At 70.8% G+C, this 24,382-nt stretch carries 24 protein-coding genes and 1 tRNA gene; 12 read left to right on the top strand and 13 right to left on the bottom strand.

Annotated elements, in window-relative coordinates; genetic code table 11:
• The first annotated feature begins 549 nt into the window (after positions 1-549).
• From AC0HS0_RS17655 to AC0HS0_RS17640, 4 genes are all read left to right on the top strand, one after another.
• Entirely contained in the window at positions 550-1,773 is a 1,224-nt protein-coding gene (locus tag AC0HS0_RS17655) for a sensor histidine kinase (protein WP_472965451.1), read from the top strand.
• Positions 1,770-2,432 carry a response regulator gene (locus AC0HS0_RS17650; RefSeq protein WP_472965450.1) on the top strand — a complete coding sequence of 221 codons (663 nt, stop codon included), beginning with the start codon at positions 1,770-1,772 and terminating at the stop codon, positions 2,430-2,432. The genes AC0HS0_RS17655 and AC0HS0_RS17650 overlap by 4 nt, the downstream gene beginning before the upstream one ends.
• Before the next feature lie 137 nt (positions 2,433-2,569).
• Positions 2,570-2,875 carry an SHOCT domain-containing protein gene (locus AC0HS0_RS17645; protein WP_472965449.1) on the top strand — a complete coding sequence of 102 codons (306 nt, stop codon included), beginning with the start codon at positions 2,570-2,572 and terminating at the stop codon, positions 2,873-2,875.
• Between the two features lie 73 nt (positions 2,876-2,948).
• A complete protein-coding gene (locus AC0HS0_RS17640) occupies positions 2,949-3,824 on the top strand; it encodes a sensor histidine kinase (RefSeq protein WP_472965448.1) in 876 nt (291 codons plus the stop codon).
• Between the two features lie 21 nt (positions 3,825-3,845).
• On the opposite strand, the gene def is transcribed toward AC0HS0_RS17640, so the two are convergent.
• Complete coding sequence (gene def / locus AC0HS0_RS17635) at positions 3,846-4,412, bottom strand: peptide deformylase (RefSeq protein ID WP_472965447.1); 567 nt, start codon at positions 4,410-4,412, stop codon at positions 3,846-3,848.
• Between the two features lie 40 nt (positions 4,413-4,452).
• Between def and AC0HS0_RS17630 the strand changes: the two genes are divergently transcribed.
• The 4 genes from AC0HS0_RS17630 to AC0HS0_RS17615 all read left to right on the top strand — a co-directional run bounded on the left by AC0HS0_RS17630 (position 4,453) and on the right by AC0HS0_RS17615 (position 7,517).
• On the top strand, positions 4,453-5,418 hold the full coding sequence (locus AC0HS0_RS17630; RefSeq protein ID WP_472965446.1) for a DMT family transporter: 966 nt from the start codon (positions 4,453-4,455) through the stop codon (positions 5,416-5,418).
• 146 nt (positions 5,419-5,564) lie between these two features.
• On the top strand, positions 5,565-6,761 hold the full coding sequence (locus AC0HS0_RS17625) for a glycosyltransferase (RefSeq protein WP_472965445.1): 1,197 nt from the start codon (positions 5,565-5,567) through the stop codon (positions 6,759-6,761).
• 16 nt (positions 6,762-6,777) lie between these two features.
• Positions 6,778-6,851 (top strand) — tRNA-Ile (locus AC0HS0_RS17620).
• 150 nt (positions 6,852-7,001) lie between these two features.
• Positions 7,002-7,517 carry a hypothetical protein gene (locus tag AC0HS0_RS17615; RefSeq protein ID WP_472965444.1) on the top strand — a complete coding sequence of 172 codons (516 nt, stop codon included), beginning with the start codon at positions 7,002-7,004 and terminating at the stop codon, positions 7,515-7,517.
• A gap of 12 nt (positions 7,518-7,529) precedes the next feature.
• On the opposite strand, the gene AC0HS0_RS17610 is transcribed toward AC0HS0_RS17615, so the two are convergent.
• The 5 genes from AC0HS0_RS17610 to AC0HS0_RS17590 all read right to left on the bottom strand — a co-directional run bounded on the left by AC0HS0_RS17610 (position 7,530) and on the right by AC0HS0_RS17590 (position 14,536).
• Complete coding sequence (locus AC0HS0_RS17610) at positions 7,530-8,861, bottom strand: M1 family metallopeptidase (RefSeq protein ID WP_472965443.1); 1,332 nt, start codon at positions 8,859-8,861, stop codon at positions 7,530-7,532.
• Positions 8,858-12,847 (bottom strand): Pls/PosA family non-ribosomal peptide synthetase, encoded by a 3,990-nt coding sequence (locus AC0HS0_RS17605; protein ID WP_472965442.1) that lies wholly within the window; start codon positions 12,845-12,847, stop codon positions 8,858-8,860. The genes AC0HS0_RS17610 and AC0HS0_RS17605 overlap by 4 nt, the downstream gene beginning before the upstream one ends.
• A gap of 51 nt (positions 12,848-12,898) precedes the next feature.
• The gene (locus AC0HS0_RS17600; RefSeq protein WP_472965441.1) at positions 12,899-13,288 is read right to left on the bottom strand and encodes a hypothetical protein; all 390 of its coding nucleotides are present in this window, start codon (positions 13,286-13,288) and stop codon (positions 12,899-12,901) included.
• A gap of 61 nt (positions 13,289-13,349) precedes the next feature.
• Positions 13,350-13,826, bottom strand: coding sequence for an NUDIX hydrolase (locus AC0HS0_RS17595; protein ID WP_472965440.1), 477 nt, complete (start codon positions 13,824-13,826; stop codon positions 13,350-13,352).
• Positions 13,826-14,536 carry a potassium channel family protein gene (locus tag AC0HS0_RS17590; RefSeq protein ID WP_472965439.1) on the bottom strand — a complete coding sequence of 237 codons (711 nt, stop codon included), beginning with the start codon at positions 14,534-14,536 and terminating at the stop codon, positions 13,826-13,828. The genes AC0HS0_RS17595 and AC0HS0_RS17590 overlap by 1 nt, the downstream gene beginning before the upstream one ends.
• A 61-nt stretch (positions 14,537-14,597) precedes the next feature.
• Between AC0HS0_RS17590 and AC0HS0_RS17585 the strand changes: the two genes are divergently transcribed.
• A complete protein-coding gene (locus AC0HS0_RS17585) occupies positions 14,598-15,056 on the top strand; it encodes an NUDIX domain-containing protein (RefSeq protein WP_472965438.1) in 459 nt (152 codons plus the stop codon).
• A gap of 22 nt (positions 15,057-15,078) precedes the next feature.
• Here AC0HS0_RS17585 and AC0HS0_RS17580 read toward each other — a convergent pair whose 3' ends face one another.
• On the bottom strand, positions 15,079-15,414 hold the full coding sequence (locus AC0HS0_RS17580; RefSeq protein ID WP_472965437.1) for a hypothetical protein: 336 nt from the start codon (positions 15,412-15,414) through the stop codon (positions 15,079-15,081).
• Positions 15,415-15,513: 99 nt separating this feature from the next.
• On the opposite strand from AC0HS0_RS17580, the gene AC0HS0_RS17575 reads away from it, so the two are divergent.
• Positions 15,514-17,205, top strand: a complete 1,692-nt coding sequence (locus tag AC0HS0_RS17575) for a bifunctional 3'-5' exonuclease/DNA polymerase (RefSeq protein ID WP_472965436.1) — start codon at positions 15,514-15,516, stop codon at positions 17,203-17,205.
• A 76-nt stretch (positions 17,206-17,281) separates the two neighbouring features.
• The gene (locus tag AC0HS0_RS17570; RefSeq protein ID WP_472965435.1) at positions 17,282-18,124 is read left to right on the top strand and encodes a DUF1684 domain-containing protein; all 843 of its coding nucleotides are present in this window, start codon (positions 17,282-17,284) and stop codon (positions 18,122-18,124) included.
• Positions 18,125-18,140: 16 nt separating this feature from the next.
• Here the strand turns inward: AC0HS0_RS17570 and AC0HS0_RS17565 are convergent, their stop codons facing one another.
• The gene (locus tag AC0HS0_RS17565) at positions 18,141-18,707 is read right to left on the bottom strand and encodes a PadR family transcriptional regulator (RefSeq protein WP_472965434.1); all 567 of its coding nucleotides are present in this window, start codon (positions 18,705-18,707) and stop codon (positions 18,141-18,143) included.
• Positions 18,708-18,874: 167 nt separating this feature from the next.
• Here AC0HS0_RS17565 and AC0HS0_RS17560 point away from each other — a divergent pair, with 167 nt between their 5' ends.
• On the top strand, positions 18,875-19,378 hold the full coding sequence (locus tag AC0HS0_RS17560) for a DUF3145 domain-containing protein (RefSeq protein WP_472965433.1): 504 nt from the start codon (positions 18,875-18,877) through the stop codon (positions 19,376-19,378).
• 102 nt (positions 19,379-19,480) lie between these two features.
• On the opposite strand, the gene AC0HS0_RS17555 is transcribed toward AC0HS0_RS17560, so the two are convergent.
• The 5 genes from AC0HS0_RS17555 to AC0HS0_RS17535 all read right to left on the bottom strand — a co-directional run bounded on the left by AC0HS0_RS17555 (position 19,481) and on the right by AC0HS0_RS17535 (position 24,373).
• A complete protein-coding gene (locus AC0HS0_RS17555; RefSeq protein ID WP_472965432.1) occupies positions 19,481-20,716 on the bottom strand; it encodes a beta-ketoacyl-[acyl-carrier-protein] synthase family protein in 1,236 nt (411 codons plus the stop codon).
• Between the two features lie 111 nt (positions 20,717-20,827).
• Complete coding sequence (locus AC0HS0_RS17550) at positions 20,828-21,079, bottom strand: acyl carrier protein (protein ID WP_021765217.1); 252 nt, start codon at positions 21,077-21,079, stop codon at positions 20,828-20,830.
• A 56-nt stretch (positions 21,080-21,135) separates the two neighbouring features.
• The gene (locus AC0HS0_RS17545; RefSeq protein ID WP_472965431.1) at positions 21,136-22,140 is read right to left on the bottom strand and encodes a beta-ketoacyl-ACP synthase III; all 1,005 of its coding nucleotides are present in this window, start codon (positions 22,138-22,140) and stop codon (positions 21,136-21,138) included.
• A gap of 9 nt (positions 22,141-22,149) precedes the next feature.
• On the bottom strand, positions 22,150-23,070 hold the full coding sequence (locus AC0HS0_RS17540; protein WP_472965430.1) for an ACP S-malonyltransferase: 921 nt from the start codon (positions 23,068-23,070) through the stop codon (positions 22,150-22,152).
• A gap of 94 nt (positions 23,071-23,164) precedes the next feature.
• Positions 23,165-24,373, bottom strand: a complete 1,209-nt coding sequence (locus AC0HS0_RS17535) for a PucR family transcriptional regulator (protein ID WP_472965429.1) — start codon at positions 24,371-24,373, stop codon at positions 23,165-23,167.
• Between the last annotated feature and the right edge of the window lie 9 nt (positions 24,374-24,382).

Here is a 24,382-nt window from a genome sequence, read left to right as displayed (position 1 = left end):
CGGCGACGCGTTAGCGATCCCGGGGCGGCGGTGTCTCCTCCGGTAACCCGCTCTGCGAACGACCGAGCGGTCGACTACCGGAGGTCGCGATGCCGTCTGTCGAACTGGAGTCCGACCTCGACCTGCTCGTCGAGCTGGTCGAGCTCGATGAGTTCCCGTGCTGCGATGCGAACCATCCTCGTGGCATCTCCTTCCACGATCCGTCGGCACCGGCCGAGTTCCTGATCGTCAGCCCCTGCTGCGGTGACCGTGGCCTGCTCTGCCGGGCGCGATCGCACTATCTGCGGAACGTCGCGGCGACGATCCACTGCATGCGGTGCGACCGCCGCTGGCCTCCCGAGCGCTACCGATTCATCCCACTTCCCGGGTCGCCACCGCTGTGAGTGCGGTACGTGGGCGCGCCGGCATGGTCGCGCGGTCGTGCTCGACCGGCGCGGAGGCCTGTAGACCGTGAGTGGGCCGATGGCCGGCTGCGTACTCCCGGGGGAGTAGCCGACAGACTCCCGCGGGGGCACTGCAGGGGCGCCGTGCGCTGATTAGCATGAGGGAATGCCCTGGAACACTCCCGCCGACGCTCACCCGCACGGGCCGGCCGACGGGAACAGCCCAGGGTCGGGGTCGGCCTGGGCCGGTCGTCGCCGGCCGCCCGGGGCGATCTGGTTCCCGGTGGTGCTGTCGGTGCTCGTGCAGCTGCCGGGCGTCTTCATCGCGGCACACCTCGCCGCGACCGACCCGTGGACGCTGGCGGCTGTGCTGGTGGCACTCGCGTCATCGTTCCTGCTGCTCGTCGCACGCCGCCATCCCGGGGCCGTGGTCGTGGCCGTCGCCGCTCTCTGCATCCCGGCGATAGCGCTGACGACCGGCCCCCCGCTCGCGGCTGTTCCTCTCGCGTTCGCCGTCGTCGGCGCGGTGGTGCGCTCTGCGCGTGCCTGGGCATGGTGGACCGTGGCGGGCATCGCCGTCGTCGGCCCTCTCGGCGCCTACCTCCTGGTCGGCAGGCCGGAGGCGGTCATCCGGCCGCTCATCATCGCTCTCGTGCTGACGCTGCTCGTCGGCGTCGGCGAGGCCATCCGCGGCCGGCGCGAGCGCTACCGCGAGGTCTCCCGCCAGGTCGCCGCGCGGCGGGAGGCGGCCGCGGAGGCCGAGCGCCTCCGGATCGCCCGCGAGCTTCACGATGTGCTCGCGCACTCGCTGTCGCAGATCAGCGTGCAGGCAGGCGTCGGCCTGCACTTGTTCGACAGCCGCCCCGAGAAGGCGCGCGAGAGCCTGGAGGCGATCAAGTCGGTGAGCAGCCAGGCGTTGGAGGAGGTGCGCGGCGTCCTCGGCTTCCTGCGCACCGAGGGCTACCCGGCCGCGCGCGCTCCGGAGCCCGATCTCGCCCGCGTACCCGTACTGGTCGACACCTACCGGCGCGCAGGTCTCGACGTGCGGTACGACGATCGACTCACCTCGGTGCCGTCGGCCGCGACGCAACTCGCGCTCTATCGGATCGTGCAGGAGTCGCTGACCAACATCGGCCGGCACGCTCAGGCCGCGGCGGTGTCGATCACACTGCGGGAGGTCGACGACGACTACGTGCTCACGATCGCCGATGACGGCCGAGGCATCCCGGGCGCCGACAGCGCGCGCACGCCGGCCGACGGCGGCAAGGGGATGGTCGGCATGCGCGAGCGCGCCGAACTCCTCGGCGGCCGGTTCGCCACCCACGAGACCGAGGGCGGCGGCCTCACAGTCGAGGCGCGGATCCCGCACCCGCCGGCGGAGCGCGCATGATCCGGGTGCTGCTGGCCGACGACCAGCATCTGGTCCGGGCAGGGTTCCGCGCCCTGCTGGAGGCCGAGGACGATCTGGAGGTCGTCGGCGAGGCCGCGACCGGCCGCGAAGCCGTGGAACTGGCCAGGCATACCCGGCCCGACGTCGTGCTGATGGACATCCGGATGCCCGACGGCGACGGATTGTGGGCGACCGGAGAGCTCGCCACCGACCCGGACCTGTCGGGGACGCGCATCGTCATGGTGACGACGTTCGAGCTCGACGAGTACGTCGCCCAGGCGATCGTCTCCGGCGCGAGCGGCTTCCTGGTCAAAGACACCGAGCCGGTCGAGCTGCTGCGCGCAGTACGCGTGGTCGCCGCGGGGGATGCGCTGCTGTCGCCGGGCGCCACTCGCCGACTCATCGAGCGGGTGGCCACCGGTCTGCGCCCGGCGCCCGACCCGGAGACGCTGCGCGACCTGACCGATCGCGAGCGCGAAGTGCTCGCGCTCGTCGGCCACGGCCTCACCAACGCGGAGATCGGCGAGCGGCTCTTCCTCAGCCCGCTGACCGCCAAGACGCACGTCTCCCGGATCATGACCAAGCTGTCGGCCCGTGACCGCGTGCACCTCGTGGTGGTGGCGTACGAGACCGGGCTGGTGCAACCCGGCCGGCAGTGACGGTGCTGCCGCAAGACGTGGTGCTCCCGGGGGAGTAGCGCAGATGCCTCCCGCCGGCGGATTCGGCGAAGAGGGGATCGGGCGAGGCTGAGAGTGGTTCCGCGAAAGCCGCGGACAGCTCACCGATTGGATGCACCATGTTCAGTACGCTCGCCGCCGCCGCACCCTGCGCCGTCGTCGCCTGGGGAGGCGGCCCCTGGTTCGGCTGGTGGTTCCTGATCCCGCTGTTCTGGATCGGGATCTTCTTCCTGATCTTCGGTCTCGCGGGACGCCGCTGGCGCCGCGCAGCCGCCGCGCGCGGAGGCTACGGCTGGGGGCAGATGTCGGGCACGCGCGCCGCCGAGCAGACGCTCGCGGAGCGCTATGCCAACGGGGACATCGACGAGAAGGAGTACCGCGCCCGGCTGGAGGTGCTCCGCGCCAACCGCGGCGACCGCGCCTGACCGGCCGCTCACGCCGCCGCGCGGCCCGGATATGATCGTCCGGGCCGCGCTCATCGGCCTCGGAAGGACCAGGATGACTCCGTTCACGATCACCCTCGCCGCCGTGTTCATCGCGGCGGCCGTCGTGTTCGCGGCGCTCTGGCTGGTGGAGCGCGCCCGTCGCCGGCGCGTCCAGGAGGCCCGTGAAGAGCGCGAGTGGGACCGTATCGACCGCGAGCTCGAAGTCGCCGAGCAGGCCGGCCGCTTCCGCATCATCGGCGAGCTGGGCGATGTCGCGGTCGCGTCGGTGTCACGCCTCGTCTCGCAGGCGGAGGGGATGCGCTACGCGGCGGCCTCCGACCCTGACGCGGCGACCCGGTCGGCCGCAGCCCTCGAGACGTCGGCGCGCGACGCACTGGCCGACCTGCGCCGGTTGCAGAACGCCGCGGCGGAGGGAGTGCGCGATTCCGCTCCGGTGCCCAGCCTCCATTCGGCCGGCGACCTGTTCCGGGTGATGCGGGAGGCGGGACTGGAGGTGACGTTCACCGAGACGGGGGAGCGGTACGACCTGCGCCAGGGCGCCGAACTCGTCGTGTTCCGGATCCTGCAGACGAGTCTCGGCAACGCGCTGGACCATGGCGGGCCGGGCACCCGCACGGCCGTCGCGTTCGCGTGGACGCCCGACGGCCTCCAGGTCACCGTCGAGGACGACGGGATCCGCGCCGCCGCGCGCCGCGCCGGGCTCGATCGCGAGGGTGTGGACAAGGCGACCGCCTACAGCGCAGAGGACGACCTGCGCGCTGTCACCGAGTTCGTCGAAGGACCCGATCTCAACGAGCTGCGCGACCGCGTGGCATTGTACGGCGGCGTGCTGGACGCCCGGAGCGTTCCCGGCGTCGGCTTCTCACTCTCCGTGGTGTTCCCCGCGCTCCGCCATCACAACGGCGTGCACGGGGTGCCGCTGCGCTGACGCTCTCACGTCAGGCGCGCGTCAGTCTTCGAGGTGGTCGCGGCCGGGAAGCCAGCTGAGCCCTGGAACTCCCCAGGAGTTCTTGCGCTGCGCCTTGAGCGCCTGCTTGCCGTACGGGTGACCGAGCCTGTCGACGTAGAGCACGCCGTCGAGGTGGTCGTACTCGTGCTGGAAGATGCGGGCCAGCCAGCCGTCGGCGCGCACCGTGAACGGCGTTCCCTCCAGGTCGACCGCCTCCAGGATCACCCGCGCGGCGCGGCGGAGCGGGAAGCGCTCGCCCGGGAATGACAGACAGCCCTCCGACTCGGAGTCCTCGTCGGGATCGCCGACCTCCAGCGGGCTGAGCCAGAGGACCGGATTGATCGCCACTCCGCGGTGCTCGACGTCGTCATCGTCCGTCCAGCCGTAGACGAAGAGCCGGAGCGGCACGCCGACCTGCGGACCGGCGAGTCCGACACCGGGGGCTTCATCCATCGTCTCGAACATGTCGTCGACGAGCGTGCGCAGCTCATCGTCGAACTCCGTCACCTCCGCGGCGCGGGCGTGCAGGACGGGTTCTCCGGTGATCCGGATCGGAAGGACGGCCATTCGGCAAGACTATCGGGATCATGTTCGGTAGGGTCGTGGCGTGGGTACGGAACTGATGGATGCGCTCGAGCTGGCCTATCAGCCCAGTCAGCTCCTGGGCATCCCGGTCGCACTCGTCGGCGCGGTGTTCCTGTCGATCGGCGCGCAACTGCAGCACCACGGCGTCGCGAAGGTCGAATCGCAGACCCAGGACGCGAAGGCCGGACTGAACCTCCGCCAGCTCGGACTGCTGCTTGCGCGGCCCTCCTGGGTCATCGGCACGCTGCTGCTCGGCCTCGCGGTCGTGTTCCAGCTCGTGAGCCTGAAGCTTTCTCCGATCATCCTCGTGCAGCCGCTCGGCGTCGTCGGGCTCGTGATCACCAGCGTGCTCAACGCCCGGGTGAGCGGCGTGAAGCTCAACCGGCAGTCGGTGATCGCCGTCTGCCTGTGCGTCGGGGGCGTCGCCGCGTTCGTGGTGATCGCGGCGATCTTCGCGCGCGACGAACCGGTGACGACACGGGCGCTCGTGGTCATCCTGATCATCCTCGCCGTGGTGCTCGTCATCTTCGGGCTGGCGTTCTGGTTCCTCCGGCACAAGTTCAAGGCGATCATCTACATCGTCGGCGCCGGCGTACTCTACGGCTTCGTCGCGACGCTCGCGAAGGTCGTCATCGACCGGATCTCCAATCAGGAGTGGGACTGGTTGCTCGTGCTGTGCATCGTGGCACTCCTCGCCGCGGCCGGACTCGGCGCCTACTTCGTCCAGAACGCCTACTCGTCGGGGCCCCCCGACCTCGTCATCGCCGGTTTGACCGTCATCGACCCGCTCGTCGCGGTGACCATCGGGATCGTCGTGCTCAACGAGGCGGCGGGCGCCCCGTGGTGGGCGATGGTGGGCTTCGCCGTCACGGGCGCCGTGGCCATCCTGGGCGTTTTCCAGCTCGCCAAACACCACCCGCAGTCGCACGCCGACGCGCCGGTCGCCGAGAGGCTTGCGAGCTCCGTCCGGGAATCCGGCCTAGACTAAGCCGATGAATCGCCGGTCCGACCCGTCCGGCGCACTCAGACCGTCGCCGGGGCGAACATCCCGGCCAACGACCGTGAGGGACTCACCACGTGCCTGATACGAGCGGAACGCACAACACCCCGCCCGCCCCGGCCGAGCACAGGCCGATGACCATCCTCATGGGCTGCGACACCTTCCCGCCCGACGTGAACGGAGCGGCCCGGTTCGCCGAGCGCCTCGCTGCCGGCCTCGTCGAGCGCGGGCACGACATGCACATCGTCGCGCCCTCCGCCAGTCGCCGGCACGGCACCTGGATCGAGGAGCACGAAGGCCAGAAGATGACCGCGCACCGGCTCCGCAGCTGGCGCTGGTACCCGCACGACTGGCTGCGGTTCGCCCTCCCGTGGATGAGCAAGGCGAACGCGCGCCGCGTGCTCGACGAGGTGAAACCCGACGTCGTTCACTTCCAGTCGCACATCGTCGTGGGCCGCGGTCTCGCGTACGAGGCGCAGAAGCGCGGCATCCGCATCGTCGCGACCAACCACGTCATGCCCGAGAACATCATCGAGTTCACGCGCCTGCCGAAGTTCCTGCATCACACGTTCGTCTCGATCGCATGGCGGGACGCCCGCAAGAGCTTCGACCGTGCCGAGGCGATCACGACTCCGACCCTGCGCGCGGCCGAGTTCCTCGAGTCGGCCACCGGCCTGCGCAACGTGCACGCGATCTCCTGCGGCATCGACGCGCACAACTACACCCCCGACTTCTCCCCGCGCACGGGAAACCGCATCCTGTTCGTCGGCCGGATCACCGGAGAGAAGCAGATCGACGTTCTCCTGAACGCTGTCAAGCTGCTGCCGGAGAAGCTGGACGCACAGCTCGACATCGTCGGCGGCGGCGACCAGTTCAAGAACCTCCAGAACCTGGCGGAGACCCTCGGCATCGCCGACCGGGTGAACTTCCTGGGGTATGTGACCGACGAGGAATTGCGCCAGGCATACACCAGGGCGACCGTCTTCGCGATGCCGTCGATCGCCGAGCTGCAGTCGATCGCGACGATGGAGGCCATGGCCTCCGCCCTCCCGGTCGTGGCCGCTGACGCGATGGCCCTGCCGCACCTGGTGCACGACGGCGAGAACGGGCACCTGTTCCGCCCGGGGGACGCGCAGGATCTGGCCGGCAAGCTCGAGAGTGTTCTCACGCTCCCGCAGGACGAGCTCGACGTCCTCAAGAACGCGTCGCTGCGGATCGTCGCGACGCACGACATCCAGACCACGATCAGCACCTTCGAGAGCCTGTATCGTGGAGAGCCGGTGGCCGACCCGGTGACGGCGGCGGCCCCGAGCGTGCCGACCCCGGAGTGATCAGGGGAGAGCGCACGGGGCGGTAGCTCAGCTGGTTAGAGCATCGGACTCATAATCCGCCGGTCACGGGTTCAAGTCCCGTCCGCCCTACAAGACAGTGGCGAGATTTGCGCCGAATGTCGTCTATCAGCGCGCCATCGCATCATTTGCCGCAAGTCTGCGCACGTCATCCCCGCAGCACCGTCCTGTGTCGAGCGCAAGGGCTGTCCTGACCCTGAGGACGGCGTACCATGCCCCGGCATGAACACAACCGGATGGATCGTTCTGATCGTCGTCGTCGTGGTGATCGTCGTCGCGATCATCATCATCGTCTCCACCGTGGGGCGCCGCCGCAAGCAGGAGGCCGACCGGCGTCGTGCCACCGAGCTCCGCGAGGCCGCAGCGCGCGACGAGCTCGCCGCACGCGAGCGTGAGGCCAACTCGGCGCGAGCCGCAGCGGACGCCAAGCAGGCCGAAGTCGATGCCGAGCGACTGCGTCGTGAGGCCGACGAGCGCGAACGGGCCGCGGCCGAGGCGCGCGCCGAGCAGGAGCACAAGCTGCAGCACGCCGACAGCGTCGACCCGGACGTGCAGACAGATCGGCACGGCAATCGTGTGGAGGCCGGCGGTGCCGCCGCGGAGGGTACGCGCACCGACGCCCCTGCGCGCGAGAACGACCTCCCGCCTCGACGGGCCGATGCGCCGCCATCGCACGACGCGCCGCGCATCGACGGCATCACGGGCGAGGAGCGCCGGCCGGAGGACCGTCAGGTCTAGCCGCCCAGCCGTTCACGCATTCAGCGACGGGAGCCGCGTCTCGCGCAGCCACGCGTCGAAGAACGCGTCGAGGGGCTCGTCGGAGAAGCCGGCCGCGAACGCCTCGAAGTCGCGCGATGACGCCGTCCCGTAGCGACGGGCGGCCGACCAGCCGCGCAGCAGGTCGAAGAACGTCTCGTCGCCCAGTCGACGGCGCAGGGCGTGCAGGAGGCACGCGCCACGCTTGTAGACGCGGTCGTCGAATATGCTGTCGACACCCGGGTCGGCGAGCACGAGGTCTTTGGGCTTGAGGCGCAGCCCTGCGTGATGGGTGCGCGCGAGCGTGTTCGCCGACGGGCCGCCCGAGAACTCCGACCAGATCCACTCGGCGTAGCAGGCGAAGCCTTCGTTGAGCCAGATGTCGCTCCAGGAGGCGACGCCGACGCTGTTGCCGAACCACTGGTGGGCGAGTTCGTGCGCGATCAGCCGCTCGGAGCCTCCACGGCCGTCGACGTGCGACGACCCGAACGTCGCCATGCCCTGCGACTCCAGGGGGATCTCCAGCGGGTCCTCCGTGACGACCACGGTGTACGACGAGAACGGGTACGGGCCGAAGCGCTCCTGGAAGCACTCGATCATGCGGCCGACCGGCGCGAAGTCCGCCAGCACGCGGCGAGCCAGTGCCGGCGGATAGGCGATCACCCACTCGACGCCGTCGGTACGGCGGGGCTCGAGCACATAGCGGCCGATCTGCACGGCGGCGAGGTAGCTGGCCGTCGGCTCGGCGCGCTCGAACGTCCAGGTGCCGCGGCCTCCGCTCACGGTGTGCTCCACGAGCTCGCCCGTGGCCAGCACCGTGTACGGCTGCTCCGTCGTGATCGTGATGCGGTACGCGGCCTTGTCGGACGGCCGGTCGTTGCAGGGGAACCAGGTCGGCGCGCCCGACGGCTGCGATGCGACGATGACCCCGTCGCTCAGCTCCTCCCAGCCCAGGGCACCCCAGCGCGTGCGACGGGGAACAGGCGAGCCGTCGTAGGCGATCTCGACCGTGAATTCACTCCCGGCGGGGATCGGCTTGGCCGCCTTAACCCGGAGGTGCGTGGGGGTCTGCGTGAACCGGGTGCGCTTGTCGCCGTCGAGCCGCACACGCTTGGCGCGCAGATGCACGAGGTCGAGGGAGACCGCGGCGAGCGGGACGTTGGCACGTCCACGGATCACCGCGGTCGCGTCGAGCCGGTTGGTGGCGACCTTGTAGCTCAGATCGAGGTCGTACGAGAGCACGGAGAAATCGCCGGTGCCGGAGCGCGGGAGGTAGGCGTGGGACGCGAGAGGAGCGGCGTCAGCGCTGAGGGGAGCCGTGGTCATCGCAGAGCACGGTACTCTCGCACGGTCACGTCTCGCCACGGGCCGATCGGGTTGCCGCTCCACCGGCTGCGCTCGGGCACGGTCTCGCCGCGCATCACCAGGGAGGCCGGGCCGACGGTCGCGTCGGAGCCGATCGCCGCGGCCGGGAGGATGACGCTGTGCGGCCCCAGCGTGCCGCCGCGCTCGATGATCACCTCGTCCATACTCATGATTCGATCATGGAACAGGTGGGTCTGCACGACGCAGCCCCGGTTGACGGTGGAGGCATCGCCCAACTCGACCAGATCGGCCTCCGGGAGCCAGTAGCTGTCGATCCACACGCCGCTGCCGATGCGGGCGCCGAGGCTCCGCAGCCACCAGACCAGCGCGGGCGTCCCGGCCGCCGACCAGGCGAACCACGGCGCCGCCACCATCTCGGTGAACGTGTCGGAGACCTCGCTGCGCCAGATGAACGACGACCAGAGCGGATGCTCGCCGGGCTTCAACCTCCCGAGCAGCGCCCACTTGGCTGCGGTGCTCACGGCAGCGGCGACCGCGCCGGCGATCAGGAGCACGGGGCCGCTGAGGACGATCGCCCAGACGATACCGAGGCTCTCCGCGAGCGCGCCCAGCGCGAACAGGACCGCAAGGCCGATCGCGCACGTGACGAACACCGGGACGATGCGCAGCAGCTCCCACGCCGTGCGCGCCACCCGGAGGCCGGCCGGCGGCTCGAACGTGCGCGACAGGTCGGCGTCCTGGGCGCGCCGGCGCAGCTTGACCGGCGGCGAGCCGAGCCACGACGACCCGGCCTTCGCCTTGCGCGGGGCGACCGAGAGCACGGCGACCAGGCCGTCCCGCGGCACCCGGTTGCCTCCGCCGGCCATGCCCGAGTTGCCGAGGAAGGCGCGGGTGCCGATCTCGGCCTCCGCGACCCGCACGTAGCCTCCGCCGAGTTCGTAGGAGGCTACGAGCGTGTCGTCGGCGAGGAAGGCGCCGTCGCGGATCCTGGTCATGGCCGGCAGCAGCAACACGGTGGAGGCCTCGACGTCGCGGCCGACGCGCGCACCCAGCATCCGCAACCAGACGGGGGTGAACAGGCTCGAGTACAGCGGGAAGAGCAGGGTGCGCGCCATGTCGAGCAGGCGCTCGGTCGACCAGACCTGCCAGCCGGTGCGACTGCGCACCGGGTAGACGCCTTCGTGGATTCCGAGCCCGAGCAGTCTCACCAGGATCACGACGAGGCCGGCGAGGACGACGCCGGAGGCGAGCGTGGCCGGTACGACCGCCGCGAGCGCGCCGGGTATCGCGTCGGCCAGGCTGTCGGCACCGCGGGTGAACGCCGCCACGACGAGCCCGCCCACCGCGAGAGAGACCACAGGGACGAGGGAGACCACGAGTGAGGCGAGAGCGTAGGCCGCGACCCACCGGGTGCGGCGCTGCGGCCGCTCGGCCGGCCACCACTCGCGCGCCTTGCCCACGCGCACGGCGGGGGAGCCTGCCCAGTTCTGCCCGGCCGGAACCCGGCCGAAGACCGCGGAGCCCGGAGCGACCGTGGCATCGCGGCCGATCTTGGCGCCGGGCATCAGCGAGCTGCGCGCGCCGACCGAGCTACCCGCCCCGATCCGGATCTCGCCGATGCGCACCAGGTCGCCGTCGATCCAGTATCCGGCGAGGTCGACCTCCGGCTCGACAGAGGCCCCCGTCCCGATCCGCAGCATGCCCGTCACCGGAGGCAGGGCGTGGAGGTCCACCCCGCGGTCGACGGTCGCACCGAGCGCGCGGGCGTAGTAGCTGATCCACGGCGCCCCGGCGAGGCTGGCCGCGCCGATCTGGTGGGCAACCTGTTCGGCGAGCCACAGCCGCAGGTGCACACCGCCGCCGCGCGGGTAATCGCCCGCCTTGACGCCGAGCAGCAGGAGGCGCGCGGCGACCACCGCGATCGCCATCCGGCCCCACGGGGTGACGAACACGAGCAGTCCGACGATGAGCCAGACCAGGTTCACCTCCGGCAGGAACCCGAAGCCGCCGAACGGCCGGAGCACGGCCGCCGCGGTCAGCAGGTAGAGCAGCCAGCGGATGCCGTTGAGGATGAACAGCGGCACGCCCAGCAGAGTCTGCAGCACCTGCATGCGACGCGGGGTCGGCGGCACGACGTGCGTCGAGGCGGCCGACGCCGACGGCGAGCTCTCCGCGAGCGCCGCGGCGAGCGAGCCGAAACGGGGATGGGCGTAGATGTCGGCGACCGTGATGTCGGGGTGGCGCCTCCGCAGCAGCGAGACCAGCTGGGCGGCCGCCAGGGACCCTCCGCCGAGGTCGAAGAAGTTGTCGTCGAGGCCGCTCACCGGCAGGCCCAGCACGCTCCGCCAGTCGACGGCGAGCGCCTCGGAGACCGGGTCGAGGTCGGGGGTGTCGTCGTCGTCGTCCGCGAGCGGCCACGGCAGGGCGGCCCGGTCGACCTTGCCCGAGGTCCGCACGGGGAGGTCGTCGACCACGGCCAATAACGGCACCAGCGCGGCGGGCAGCTCTGCGCGCAGCTCCTCCAGCGCGGTGCGGCGGTCGAAGAGCGACCGATCCGGCACCGCGAGGTAGCCGACCAGCACGTCGTTGCCCGCGGCGCTGCGTCGCACCGCCGCCGCAGCGCCGGACACGCCGGGGAGCTGCTGGAGGGCGGCCTCCACCTCGCCGAGCTCGATGCGGCGGCCGCCGACCTTCACCTGGTCGTCGGCGCGGCCCAGGTAGAACAGGCCGGCCGGGTCGAAACGCACCAGGTCGCCGCTGCGGTACGCGCGCTCCCAGCCGAGCGAGGGGAGCGGCGCGTACTTCTCGGCGTCCTTCGCCGGGTCGAGGTAGCGCGCGAGACCGACGCCGCCGATGATCAGCTCGCCGCTCTCGCCGTCGCCCACGGGGGAGCCGTCAGGGCCGACCACGGCCAGGTCCCAGCCGTCGAGCGGCAGGCCGATGCGCACCGGCTCGCCCGCGGTGAGGAGGCTCGCGCAGGCGACGACGGTCGCTTCGGTGGGGCCATAGGTGTTCCAGACCTCCCTGCCCTCCACGGCGAGCCGGTTCACCAGCTCGGGCGGACATGCCTCCCCACCGAAGATGAGCAGCCGGACGGTGTCGAGCGCATCCGTCGGCCAGAGCGCGGCGAGGGTCGGGACGGTCGACACGACGGTGATCCGGCGCGCCGCGAGCCACGGGCCGAGGTCCATGCCGGTGCGCACGAGCGAACGCGGAGCGGGCACGAGGCACGCGCCGTGGCCCCAGGCGAGCCACATCTCCTCGCAGGAGGCGTCGAACGCGACCGACAGACCGGCCAGCACCCGATCGCCGGGGCCGATGGGCTCGTCCTGCAGGAACAGCCGCGCCTCTGCGTCCACGAACGCGGCCGCCGACCGGTGGCGCACCGCGACGCCCTTCGGCGTTCCCGTCGAACCGGAGGTGAAGATGATCCAGGCGTCGTCCTCCGGCGTCGGCGGCTCGATCAGCGGGAGACTGGAGGTGCTCGGGTGCGGCTCGCCGGCCTGCACGGCGTGCGGGGCTACCGGCGCCGAATCGGCCACTACGGCGTCGACGGGCACCGCGTCGACCCCTGTGTCATCGGCGGAGGCTGTCGGAACGTAGCCGTCGTCTGTGATCACGCCTCGCACATCGGCCTCGCCGAAGACCAGGTCGGCGCGCTCCTGCGGGTCGTCGGCGTCGACGGGCACATAGGCCGCTCCCGCGGCGAGCACCCCGAGGATCGCGAGATACAGCTCGCGGCTCCCGGACGTCATCCGCACGCCGATCCGGTCGCCCCGCCGCACTCCGGCCTCGTGCAGCCGTGCCGCGGTGGCGACGACGCGGGCCAGGAGCTCGCGGTAGCTGAGCGCCCCCCTGGCGTCCTCGATCGCCGAGCCCTGCGGGTTCCGTGCGGCCTGCTCACGGAGGATGTCGATCAGGGTTCGCGGCGCGGGCGCCGCGGCCAGGGCGGAGAGGATCGCCGGCCGCGCGGAGGTGTCTGTCACGGCCGCAACCGTAGGAGCGGCTGGTTACCGGCCGGTGAACAGATCGCCGTCCTACCCCTCGCCGAGCGCGTGCAGGAGCTGCGCCTTGTTCATCCGCGAGTAGCCCTGGATGCCCTGCGCCTTCGCCCGGTCGCGCAGATCGCGGAACGTCGGGATACCGGTGCTGGCGGCGGGGACGGAAGCGGCAGTGCGCGCCTTCTCCCGGGCCGTCTGCGCCTTCTCCTTGGCGTCCTTCGCCGCCTGCTCGGCCGTCTTGCGCGCGCGTTGAGCCGCCTTCTTCGCGTCCTTCGCTGCCTGTTCGAGCGCTGCGGCCAGCTCGTCCGCCTCTTTGCGGGTCTTCTTGTCGAGCTTCTTGACCAGGCGCTGGGCCTCGTCGACCGCGGCCCGCGCGGCGATCAGGGCCTTCTCGGCGTCCTTCTCGGCCTTCTTCTTCGTCGCCACCTGCTCCTCCTTCGTCCCGGCACGTGCAGCCAACGATACGTCCGGGAGGGGCCGCTGCGCGCTACCGATCTTCGATCGCGTGGAGGCGGCGCAGCAGTGCGTCCAGAATGGGCCGCTGTCCTTTCGCGAGTTTCGCGCGCGCGGCCGCGATCGGAAACCAGCCGGCGGCGTCCACCTCGGGGAACTCCTTCATCACACCCGAGCGTGGCGGCCATTCCAACTCGAACGTGTTGCTGGCGAGTTCGATCGGCCCGAAGTCCGTCTCGGCGGCGAACACGACGAAGGTCTTCGACGACGCGCGGAATTCGCCCAAGGGGATGTAGTCGGCGGCGGGGGAGGGCGTGCCCATCTCCTCGGCGAACTCACGCCGGGCGGCGGTGAGCTCGTCCGTGTCGTCAGCCTCCACGAGCCCTTTGGGCAGCGTCCACGCGCCCTCGTCCTTGCGCGCCCAGAAGGGGCCGCCCATGTGCGCGATCCAGACCTCGGGGCCGCTTCCGGTGTCTCGATGCAGGAGCACCGCTGCGCTGCGTTGCGGCATCAGGCAGACTTCTTCTCGAGCAGCGCCTTGAGCTCGGCGACCTGCGCCGACAGCTCGCGGATCTGACCGCGCGTCGCCGACCGGGTGTCGATCTCGGTCTGGGCCACCCGGTCGACGATCCAGGAGGCCAGCGTCGCCGTCACGATGCCGAGCGTCGCGATCCCACCGATCATGAGGCCGACGGCCACCAGCCGGCCGACGTCGGTGACCGGCGTGTAGTCGCCGTAACCGACCGTCGAGATCGTCTCGAACGCCCACCACACCGCCTGCGGGAAGGTCTCGATGTGCGAGTGCGGCACGCCGCGCTCGGCATCGAGCGCCGCAAGGGCGGCAGTGAAGACGAGCAGGGAGCCCGCCCCGGCGACATAGACGAGGACCCGCCCGCGGAACGCCATGCCTGCGCTGCGCTGCAGGATCGCCAGGATCGTGACCAGCCGCAGCAGGCGCAGAGGCCGCAGCATGGGCAGCACGACGATGGCGAGGTCGAACAGATGCGTGTAGAACCATCGCCATCGGTGCGGGGCCAGGGCGAGGCAGACGGCGTAGTCGAGAAGGAACACGCACCAGGTCACCCAGATGACGGTCTCTGCGACGACGAGCTCCGGCCCGTGGAGGTTGGCGATGACCTCCCAGGCGTAGGCGACGAGGAACACCGCGGCAGCGGCGGTGAGCGGCCACTCGGTGAGGTGGCGCCAACGTTCGAGTGTCATTGCAACACACTAGGACGGACACACGGCGTCAGCATCCCGGACGGGCGGCTAACGTGGAGACGTGAACTCCGGCGACGCGTGGGTGGAAGGTCCGAACGGCGAACGGTTCTGGGGCCGCTTCGGCGCCGCGGGGCTGCTCGTGCACGATCTGCGGCGCGGTGTGCTGCTGCAGCACCGTGCCGACTGGAGTCATTTCGGCGGCACCTGGGGCCTCCCGGGCGGTGCGCGCCACGAGGGCGAGACGGCCGTGGAGGGCGCTCTGCGCGAAGCCGCCGAGGAGGCGGCGGTACCGGCCGACGCCGTGGAGGTTCTGTTCACGAGCGTGCTCGACCTCGGGTTCTGGTCGTACACGACCGTGGTCGCCCAGGCGGTGCACGCGTTCGAGCCGCACATGGCCGACGTCGAGAGCATCGAACTGCGCTGGGTGCCTGTGCCCGATGTCACCGGACTCCCGTTGCACCCGGGCTTCAGTGCGTCGTGGCCGGAGTTGCGCTCGCGATTGACGGCGCTGGCCGGCTGACAGGGTGACCCCGCGAGCAGTCTCAGGAGGCGATGCGCGGCCAGAGGAGGTTGCTCGGAACGTCGTCGCATTCCGAGGGCAGTCCGGAGTACGTGCCGGCGCCCGGATACGGTGCGGCACCCGGGTAGCCTGGAGCTCCCGGGTATCCCGGGTCGCCGCGGTATGGGTGACCGGCGTCGGTGAACAGACGGTCGCCGTGCACGGTGCCGAGGTAGGCGCCGCCGGGTGTCACGGCGTCATCGTCGCCCCAGGGGAACCAGCCGATCCAATCGCCGTCCGGGTTGAACAGGAAGCGCGCCTGCGGGCCGGTCCGGAAAGCGATCCAGACGCCCTGGGAGTCGTGCAGATATTCGGTCATCGCGAATCGCCTTTCGGGTCGGCATCGTCACGAAATGAGTGTTGCTCACTATACCGAGGCGAGATCGGCGATGTCATCCGTCCTGAGGAGAATTGACGGGTGCACATCCTCCTCGAACGCGCCGCCCCGGGCCAGGTCACGGTGACCAGCGGCGATGGGGCGCACGGTGAAGATCACCGTGCGCGCGTCACGGACGCCGAACTGGCTGACTTCGTGCGCGCAGAGGAGGCCGCACGGCATCCGCGATGGGTGTGGAACGACACCCGGAGCTGGTACCCGTCACTGCTGCGGCCCGGCGTCCGCGTCGAGCGCTGCGTCGACCTGCGGCTCTGCCACGCGATCCTGAGGTCGTCGACGCTGAGTGCGGGGTCCGCGATCGCGTCCGCACCGCTCGGCCCATGGGATGTCGACGACCTTGTCGACGACCTTGTCGACGACCCTGTCGCGGCCGGTTCGGCGGCGCTGTTCGACCTGGATGCTTCCGCGCCCGTGGCGCCGCCCTCCGCGGCCGCGGAGTTCGCCGCCCAGCAGGAGGCGGTGGCCGGCAGCACCGCGCCGGGGCGACTCCGCCTGCTGCTGGCTGCCGAGTCGGCCGGTGCGCTGATCGCCGCCGAGATGCGGCACGCCGGCCTCCCGTACAGCATCGAGCGGCACGACGCGCTGCTGACGACGCTGCTCGGCCCGCGACCACGCTACGGCCGGCCGGCGATCATGGAGGAGCTGACAGCCGAGCTCCGGAGCCTGCTCGACACGCCCGCACTGAATCCGGACAGTCCACCCGAGGTGCTCAAGGCACTCCGACGCGCCGGACTGATGGTGACCTCCACGCGGTCATGGGAGCTTCGCGAGCTCGAACACCCCGCCATCCCCCCGCTGCTGCGCTACAAGAAGCTGTCCCGCCTCTACTCGGCGAACGGCTGGGCGTGGCTCGACACCTGGGTGGCCGGCGGTCGGTTCCGGCCCGACTACCTCCCGGGAGGGGTCGTCACCGGACGCTGGGCCACGCGTGGCGGCGGCGCCCTGCAGCTGCCCAAAGAGGTGCGCGGCGCCGTGGTAGCCGACCCCGGATGGAAGCTCGTGGTTGCCGACGCCGCTCAGCTCGAACCGCGCATACTGACCGGGCTGGCCGGCGACACCGCCATGGCCGCGGCCGGACGGGGCCGCGATCTCTACGCGGGAATCGTCGCCACCGGCGCCGTCGCCGAGCGCTCTCAGGCCAAGGTCGCGATGCTGGGCGCGATGTACGGGGCGACGACCGGCGACAGCGGGCGGCTGATGCCGCGGCTCGCCCGGGCGTTCCCCCGCGCTGTGCGGCTGGTGGAGGACGCCGCGCGGACCGGCGAAAACGGCGGGATCGTGACCTCCCGGCTCGGCCGCAGCTCGCCGCCCCCCGGCGCCGGCTGGAGGATGTCGCAGTCGGTGGCCTCCGGAGCGGAGTCGACCCCGGCAGACGAGCGTCGCGCGCGGTCCCAGGCGCGCGACTGGGGGCGGTTCACGCGCAATTTCGTGGTGCAGGCGAGCGCGGCGGAGTGGGCGTTGTGCTGGATGGCCGAGCTCAGGAACCGGCTCGCCGCGCTGACCCCTGCGGGCGAACCACTGACCACGGGGCCGCATCTCGTCTACTTCCTGCACGACGAGGTCATCGTGCACTCACCCGCCGAGCGGGCCGACGCCGTGGCGGCGGCCGTCACCGAGTCGGCGGCGCAGGCCGGCCGGCTGCTCTTCGGGGGCTTCCCGGTCGATTTCCCGGTGACCGCCGCGATCGTCGACAGCTACGGCGAGGCGAAATGAGCACAAGGGAGGGCGGCCGGGAATGGGGGAGTGTCGCACGTGGTTGTCGCTACCGATCTGACAGAGGATGGAGACCATGACCGACACCGCAGCCCCCGCCGATCCCGACGCGGTCCTCGCCCGCTACCACGCTCGCCGCGAGCAGGCCGTCACCGCCCCGCAGGGCAATCTGGCGCTGGTCAACACGCAGTGGATCACGGGCGACCCGACCTCCGAACAGCCCGTCTGGGGCATCCCCGGTCTCTGGTCTCCGCTGCCGGAGGGACAGTCGGGCCTCCGGGTGACGGCCGCCGCCACCGACAACATCTTCGTCGACGAGGTGCTGGTCGACGGCTCCGCGATCGTCCGGGGCAAGGACGACCCGAATCCGTCGGCGGTGCGCTTCAGCGACACCGTCACCGGTTTCGTCATCGCCAGCGAGCAGGGCGACTACGCCCTCCGCGTGTGGGACGCGCAGTCGGACGACATCCAGCGCTTCGGCTCGATCGACGCGTTCCCGTTCAATCCCGAGTGGATCATCACCGCGAAGTTCTCGGCGATCGAGGGGGGCAAGACGGTCGGCTTCGAGCACCTCAAAGACGACGGCGCCACCCGCGACATGGTCATCCCGGGCGAGATCACATTCACGAAAGACGGTGTCGACTACAACCTCGCCGCCTTCAAGGCCGGGCGCGCGCTCCAGTTGGTCTTCGCCGACTCCACGAATGGCGAGAGCACCTACTCCGTCGGCCGCTTCCTCTTCGTGGTCCCGAACGAGGACGGCACGGTCACGCTCGACTTCAACCTCGCCGTGCTGCCGCCCTGCGCGTTCAGCTACAACTTCAACTGCCCGCTGCCCCCGGCGCAGAACCGCTTCACCGTGCCGATCGAGGCGGGGGAGAAGAACGTGCTGGCCAAGGACGGCACGCTCCTCCACTGACCCTGCTGCGGTCGATTCAGTCCACCGCAGCGGTGGGCTTGCGTCCGCGGCGCGGGCGGTCGGGGCAGCGCGGTTGTGCGAGCGCCCCGGGATGCGCTGACAATGCGGCGGCGACCTCGTCGAGCCATTCGATGGCGGCCCGTGCTCCGAGCTCGGCGGCGCGGTTCGCCGCGAGGACGGCACGCGAGTCGGCGTCATGGGTGAGTTCGCGGATCCGTTCGGCGAACGCGGCGCGATAGTCGGCCACCACCGCCGCTGCGTCGGCTCCGTCGATCGACGCCGCGATGAGCACCTGGTCCTGCATCTCGTCCCAGTCGGGACGGGCATCGGCAGGGCCGGCCGTGAGCCAGGTCCTCGCCTCCCGCGCGCCGGACTCGGTGAGACGGTACAACGGCAGGCCGTCGTCGGTCTCCCCGGCCGACTCGATCAGGCCCTGCTCAGTCATCCGGTCGAGGGTCGAGTACACCTGCCCGGCGTTGAGCTGGCGGCGGTTCGCCGCGCGAAGGAGGAACTCGTTCTGGAGCTGGGAGCCGTAGGCGGGGCCCTGGGTCAGCACCGCGAGGAAACCATACTGGACCGACATACTCGGTATGCTATTCCGCTCGCCGCCCGGAGGCACGGAGGAATCGCCGAATCACAATCTTGTAACTCGGGCGCGTTGTCGGGCATAATCGCGGTAGCCAACTTCATAGATGTCATGGATCACGTTCGCGGTCGTAGGGGAAGACGTACCGATGAACGGAGGAAACCATGACGGCTCACGCAGCCCGAGGAGTGCTCTATGTGCACTCCTCCCCCAGCGCGCTCTGCCCTCACATCGAGTGGGCTGCCGGGCGCGCTCTCGGTCGCGCCGTCAACTTCACTTGGGAGACGCAGCCGGTGCTCAAGGGCGCCCAGCGCACCGAGTTCTTCTGGGACGGCCCCCAGGGAACCGGCGCACGTCTCGCGACCGCCCTCCGCGGGTGGGAGCATCTGCGCTACGAGGTCACCGAAGACGCCGGTCTCGGGACAGACGGCGGCCGCTGGATGCATACGCCCGACCTGGGCATCTTCTTCGTGCAGACCGACACGGCCGGCAACACCGTCGTGGCCGAAGACCGCATCCGCTACGCGATGGAGGTCGCAGGCGCGAACGCGCTCGAACTGCATCGCGAACTGCGGCTCGCGCTCGGACAGGCGTGGGACGACGAGCTGGAGCCGTTCCGGCGCGCCCACGACGACACCTCCGTCATCTGGCTTCACAAGGTCGGCTGACGACGACTCCCGCGGCGGGCCCGGCGCTGCCGCCCGCACGCGGTGAACGAAGGAGGCCCCGGTCCAGCGACCGGGGCCTCCTTCTCACTGCGGGCGTGCGGCTCAGACGGAGCGGATCGCGACGACGGCGTTGTGGCCGCCGAACCCGAAGGAGTTGCTGATCGCGAGCTGCGGCCCGTCGCCGAGCGGCTGCGGCTCGCCCGACACCTTGAGCGGGATCGCCGGGTCCATCTCGGTGATGTTGATCGTCGGCGGTGCGATGCGGTCGCGCAGCGCGAAGATCGTGAACACGGCCTCCAGAGCGCCGGTGCCACCGAGCAGGTGTCCGGTCGATGCCTTGGTCGCCGAGACGGGGAGGTCGTGGACGCGGTCGCCGAAGACCTCGCGCAGGGCGACGTACTCCGACGGGTCGCCGACGGGCGTGCTCGTCGCGTGCGCGTTGATGTGCGTCACTTCGTCGGGTGATGCGCCGGCCTGCTCGAGCGCGAGGCGCACGGCACGGCTGGCGCCGCGGCCCTCCGGGTCGTTGGCGGTGATGTGGTACGAGTCGGCCGTCACGCCGCCGCCGACGATCTCGGCGTAGATGCGGGCGCCGCGGGCGAGCGCGTGCTCCTCGGTCTCGAGGACGAGGCTGGCAGCGCCTTCGCCCATCACGAAACCGTCGCGGTCGATGCTGTAGGGGCGGGAGGCCGTGGCCGGGTCGTCGTTGCGGCGCGACAGCGCCTGCATGGATGCGAACGACGCGATGGTGATCGGGTGGATCGCCGACTCGGTGCCTCCGGCGATCACGACGTCGGCGAGGCCCGCCTGGAGGTGCTCGTAGGCGTTGACGAGCGACTCGGTGCTCGACGCGCACGCGGAGGCCACCGTGCGCGCGAACGCGCGGGCCTCGAAGTGCATCGAGACGGCGGCGGAGGCCGCGTTGGGCATCAGCATCGGAACCGTCATCGGCAGCACGCGGCGCGGTCCGCGCTCACGAAGCGTGTCCCAGGCGTCGAGCAGGGTCCAGACGCCGCCGATGCCGGTGGCGAAGTCGACACCCAGACGTTCGGGGGCGACCTCCGGAGCGCCGGCGTCGGCCCAGGCCTCCATCGCGGAGACCAGCGCGAACTGGCTGGACGGGTCGAGGCGCTTGGCGGTCGGCCGGTCGAGGATGGTGTCGGGGCGCACGAGCGCCTCCGCGGCGAATGTGACGGGCAGCTCGAGCTCGGCCACCCAGTCGTGGGTGAGGCTGCGGGCGCCCGAGTTCCCGGCCAGCAGGCCGGCCCAGCTCTCGGGGGCGGTGCCACCGAGCGGGGAGGATGCGCCCACGCCGGTGACGACGATCTTCTTGGTCATAACGGCAACTCCGGGTAGTAGGAACGACGGCTCAGCACGCACGGCGCTGCCGCTCGCGCGGGCGGAACCCGGGGGAACCGCCCGCGCGCAGGAAGTTTGTTCGTGCGGTGCTTAGGCGTCCTGCGCCTTGACGATGAACTCGACGGCGTCGCCGACGGTCTTGAGGTTCTTGACCTCTTCGTCCGGGATCTTGACGTCGAACTTGTCCTCGGCGTTGACCACGATGGTCATCATCGAGATCGAGTCGATGTCGAGGTCGTCGGTGAACGACTTGTCCAGCTCAACCGTGTCGGTCGCGATGCCGGTCTCGTCGTTGATGAGCTCGGCCAGGCCGGCAAGAACTTCTTCGGTGGACAATGCCATGGTGTTATCTCCTTGAGGGGGTGTCGTTTTGACCGTTGATCAGTCTAGGGCAGGCCCTAGGGGAGCACGACGACCTGCGCGCCGAACACCAGACCGGCGCCGAAGCCGATCTGGAGGGCGAGGCCGCCGGACAGTTCGGGATGCTCCTGCAGGAGCCGGTGGGTCGCCAGCGGGATGGAGGCCGCGGACGTGTTGCCCGTCGTCTCGATGTCGCGGGCGATCGCGACGGTCTCCGGCAGTTTGAGCTGCTTGGCGAACTCGTCGACGATGCGCATGTTCGCCTGGTGCGGGATGAAGGCCGCGAGCTGGTCGGGCGTGACGCCGGCGGCGTCGAGCGCCTGCTTGGCGACCTTCGCCATCTCCCAGACCGCCCAGCGGAAGACCGTCTGGCCGTCCTGCCGCAGCGTGGGCCAGGGGGCCTCGCCGTCGCGGAACTCGGTGAGCGTGCTGCCCATCCCGACCGCGCCGGCCTTGGAGCCGTCGGAGCCCCAGACGGTCTTGGCGATGCCGGGGTACTCGCTCGGGCCGATCACCACCGCGCCCGCGCCGTCGCCGAGCAGGAACGAGATGGTGCGGTCGGTCGGGTCGACGACGTCCGAGAGCTTCTCGGCGCCGACGACGAGGGCGTAGTGCGCCTGCCCGGTACGGATCAGTGCATCCGCCTGGGCCACTGCGTAGGCGTACCCTGCGCAGGCCGCGTTCATGTCGTAGGCCGCGGCCGGGTTCGCGCCGACGTTGTCGGCGAGCACCGCGGCGAGCGACGGGGTCTGCTGCGGATTCGAGATCGTCGCGACGATGACCGCGTCGATCAGCTTCGGGTCGACGCCCGACTTCTCGATGGCCTCCTTCGACGCCTCGGTCGCGAGGTCGACGGCGCCGACGTCGTGGCTGGCGCGCGTGCGGGTGATGATCCCGGTGCGCTGACGGATCCACTCGTCTGACGAGTCGATCGGGCCGACGAGGTCGTCGTTGGGCACGACCAGGTCGCCGCGCGCGGCGCCGATCGAGAGGATGCGGGTGTACTGCGGACCGTGGGACTGCTGCAGAGTGGGGTGGGTCATCGGATTCTCCTAGGCAGCCTGGTCGATGAGGTCGAATGCGGCGGGCAGGTCGTCGGGCGTCTTGACCGCGACGGCGGGCACGCCCTTCAGGCCGCGCTTGGCGAGGCCCACGAGCGCCCCGGCCGGGGCGACCTCGATGATGCCGGTCACGCCTGCGTCTTGGAAGGCCTGCATGTCGAGGTCCCAGCGGACCGGCGAGGAGACCTGGCCGACGAGGAGGCGGAGGAATTCGGCCCCGTCGGTGACCTCCGAGCCGTCTTTGTTGGTCCAGAGCCGGAGCGTCGGGTCGTTCGTGGTGAGTGTGGCGGCGAACGCCTCGAGAGCGGGGACCGCCGGCGCCATGTAGCGCGTGTGGAAGGCTCCGGCCACCTGGAGCGGGATGACCCGCGAACGCGCGGGAGGCTGCTCCGCAAGGGCGGCGAGGGCGTCGAGGTCGCCGGCGACGACGATCTGGCCTCCGCCGTTGTAGTTGGCGGGGGAGAGGCCCAGCGAGTCGAGGGTCGCGAGCAACTCGGTCTCGTCGGCGCCGATCACGGCGCTCATACCGGTGCGCGCCTCGGCCGCGGCACGGGCCATCGCGGCCCCGCGCTCGCGCACGAAGGCGACGGCGTCGGTCTCCGAGAGAACACCCGCGCCGGCCGCGGCGGTCAGCTCGCCGACCGAGTGCCCGGCGATGCCGCCGATCTTCTCGCGACGGCCGTCGGCGAGGAGGGCGGACAGCGTCAGCAGGCCGGCGGAGACGATGAGCGGCTGGGCCACCGCGGTGTCACGGATCGTGTCGGCGTCGCTCACGGTGCCGTGGGCGACGAGGTCGATGCCCACGGCGTCGGAGATTCCGGTCAGCTGGTCGCGGAACGACGGTTCGGTGAGCCACGGGTCGAGGAAGCCGGGGGTCTGGGAGCCCTGTCCCGGGCACACGATGACGATCACGGGTTCAAGTCTGCCAATCTTCCGCTGAGCGGATGTGTCGGATAGGTACGAACTATTCTCGGATGCTTTGTGAATGTCTACAGTGCGGCGTGATTCAGTGCCGACGCGGCGCGTCCGGCTCGTTGATCGAACCGACGATCAAGGCCGCCTGGAGGATGAGCGCCTCCCGGGCGCCGGTCGCGTCCCAGCCGATCACCTCGGACACCCGCTTGAGCCGGTAGCGCACGGTGTTGGGGTGCACGAACAGCTCCCGCGCCGTAGCCTCCAGCGACCGGCCGTTGTCGAGGTAGCACCACAGCGTGGTGAGCAGCTCGGTCGAATAGCCCTGCAGCGGACGGTAGATGCGGCTGATGAGTGTGGCCCGCGCGAGGCCGTCGCCCGCGAGCGCCCGCTCGGGCAGCAGGTCGTCGGCGTGCACGGGTCGCGGGCAGTTGCGCCACGCCTTCGCCACTGCGAACCCGGCCAGAGCCGCCTTGGCGCTCTTGGAGGCGTCCACGAGGCTCGCGACCTCGTGGCCGAGAACCAGGTGGCCGGGGCCGAAACCCGGCTCGAGCTGCTGGGCGATCTCGAGGAAGCTGATGATCGGCGCCGTGCCGATGGCGTCCTCCGGAGCGCTGTCGCTCGGGATGGCGCGCCCGATCACCAGCACGAGCCGGCTGCCCTGCACGCCGATCAGCACGTCGGCCGACATGTGCCGTGCGGTGCGGCGCAGCTGGTCGACGTCGAGCATCTTGGGCGCGGTTCCCACCAGCACGCTGACCTCGCCGTGGCCGTGCCAGCCGAGAGCGGCGATCCGGCTCGGGAGCTCGTCGTCGTATTCGCCGGTGAGGATGCTGTCGACGACCAGCGCCTCCAGTCGCGCGTCCCACAGGCCGCGCGCCTCTGCGGCGCGCGCGTACACGTCGGCCGCAGCGAACGCGATCTCGCGCGAATACAGGAGGATGGCCTCCTTGAGCGCCTCGTTGCCTCCGCTCTTCACGCGCTCCTCGACCACCTCCACGGTGATCTTGATGAGCTGGAGCGTCTGCTGCAGGCTGACGCTCCGGAGCAGCTCACGTGGAGCCGCCCCGAAGACGTCCGCCGCGATCCAGGGTGTCGACCGCGGGTCGTCGAACCACGAGATGAACGACGATATGCCCGCCTGGGCGACCAGGCCGACCGCGCTGCGACGACCGGGCGGCATGTCCCGATACCAGGGGAGCGTGTCCTCCAGCCGCTTCAGTGTGGTCGTGGCGAGTTCGCCCGAGATCTTGCGCAACCACGCAAGCGTCTCGGACTTCGTCCTCTCCGGTGTCGTCGGCACGGCCCGCGG

It is taken from the genome of Leifsonia sp. PARNA 1/14 (assembly GCF_055720965.1).
Note: the sequence above shows the minus strand (reverse complement) of the source record. Positions and strands in the feature narration are given on the sequence as shown.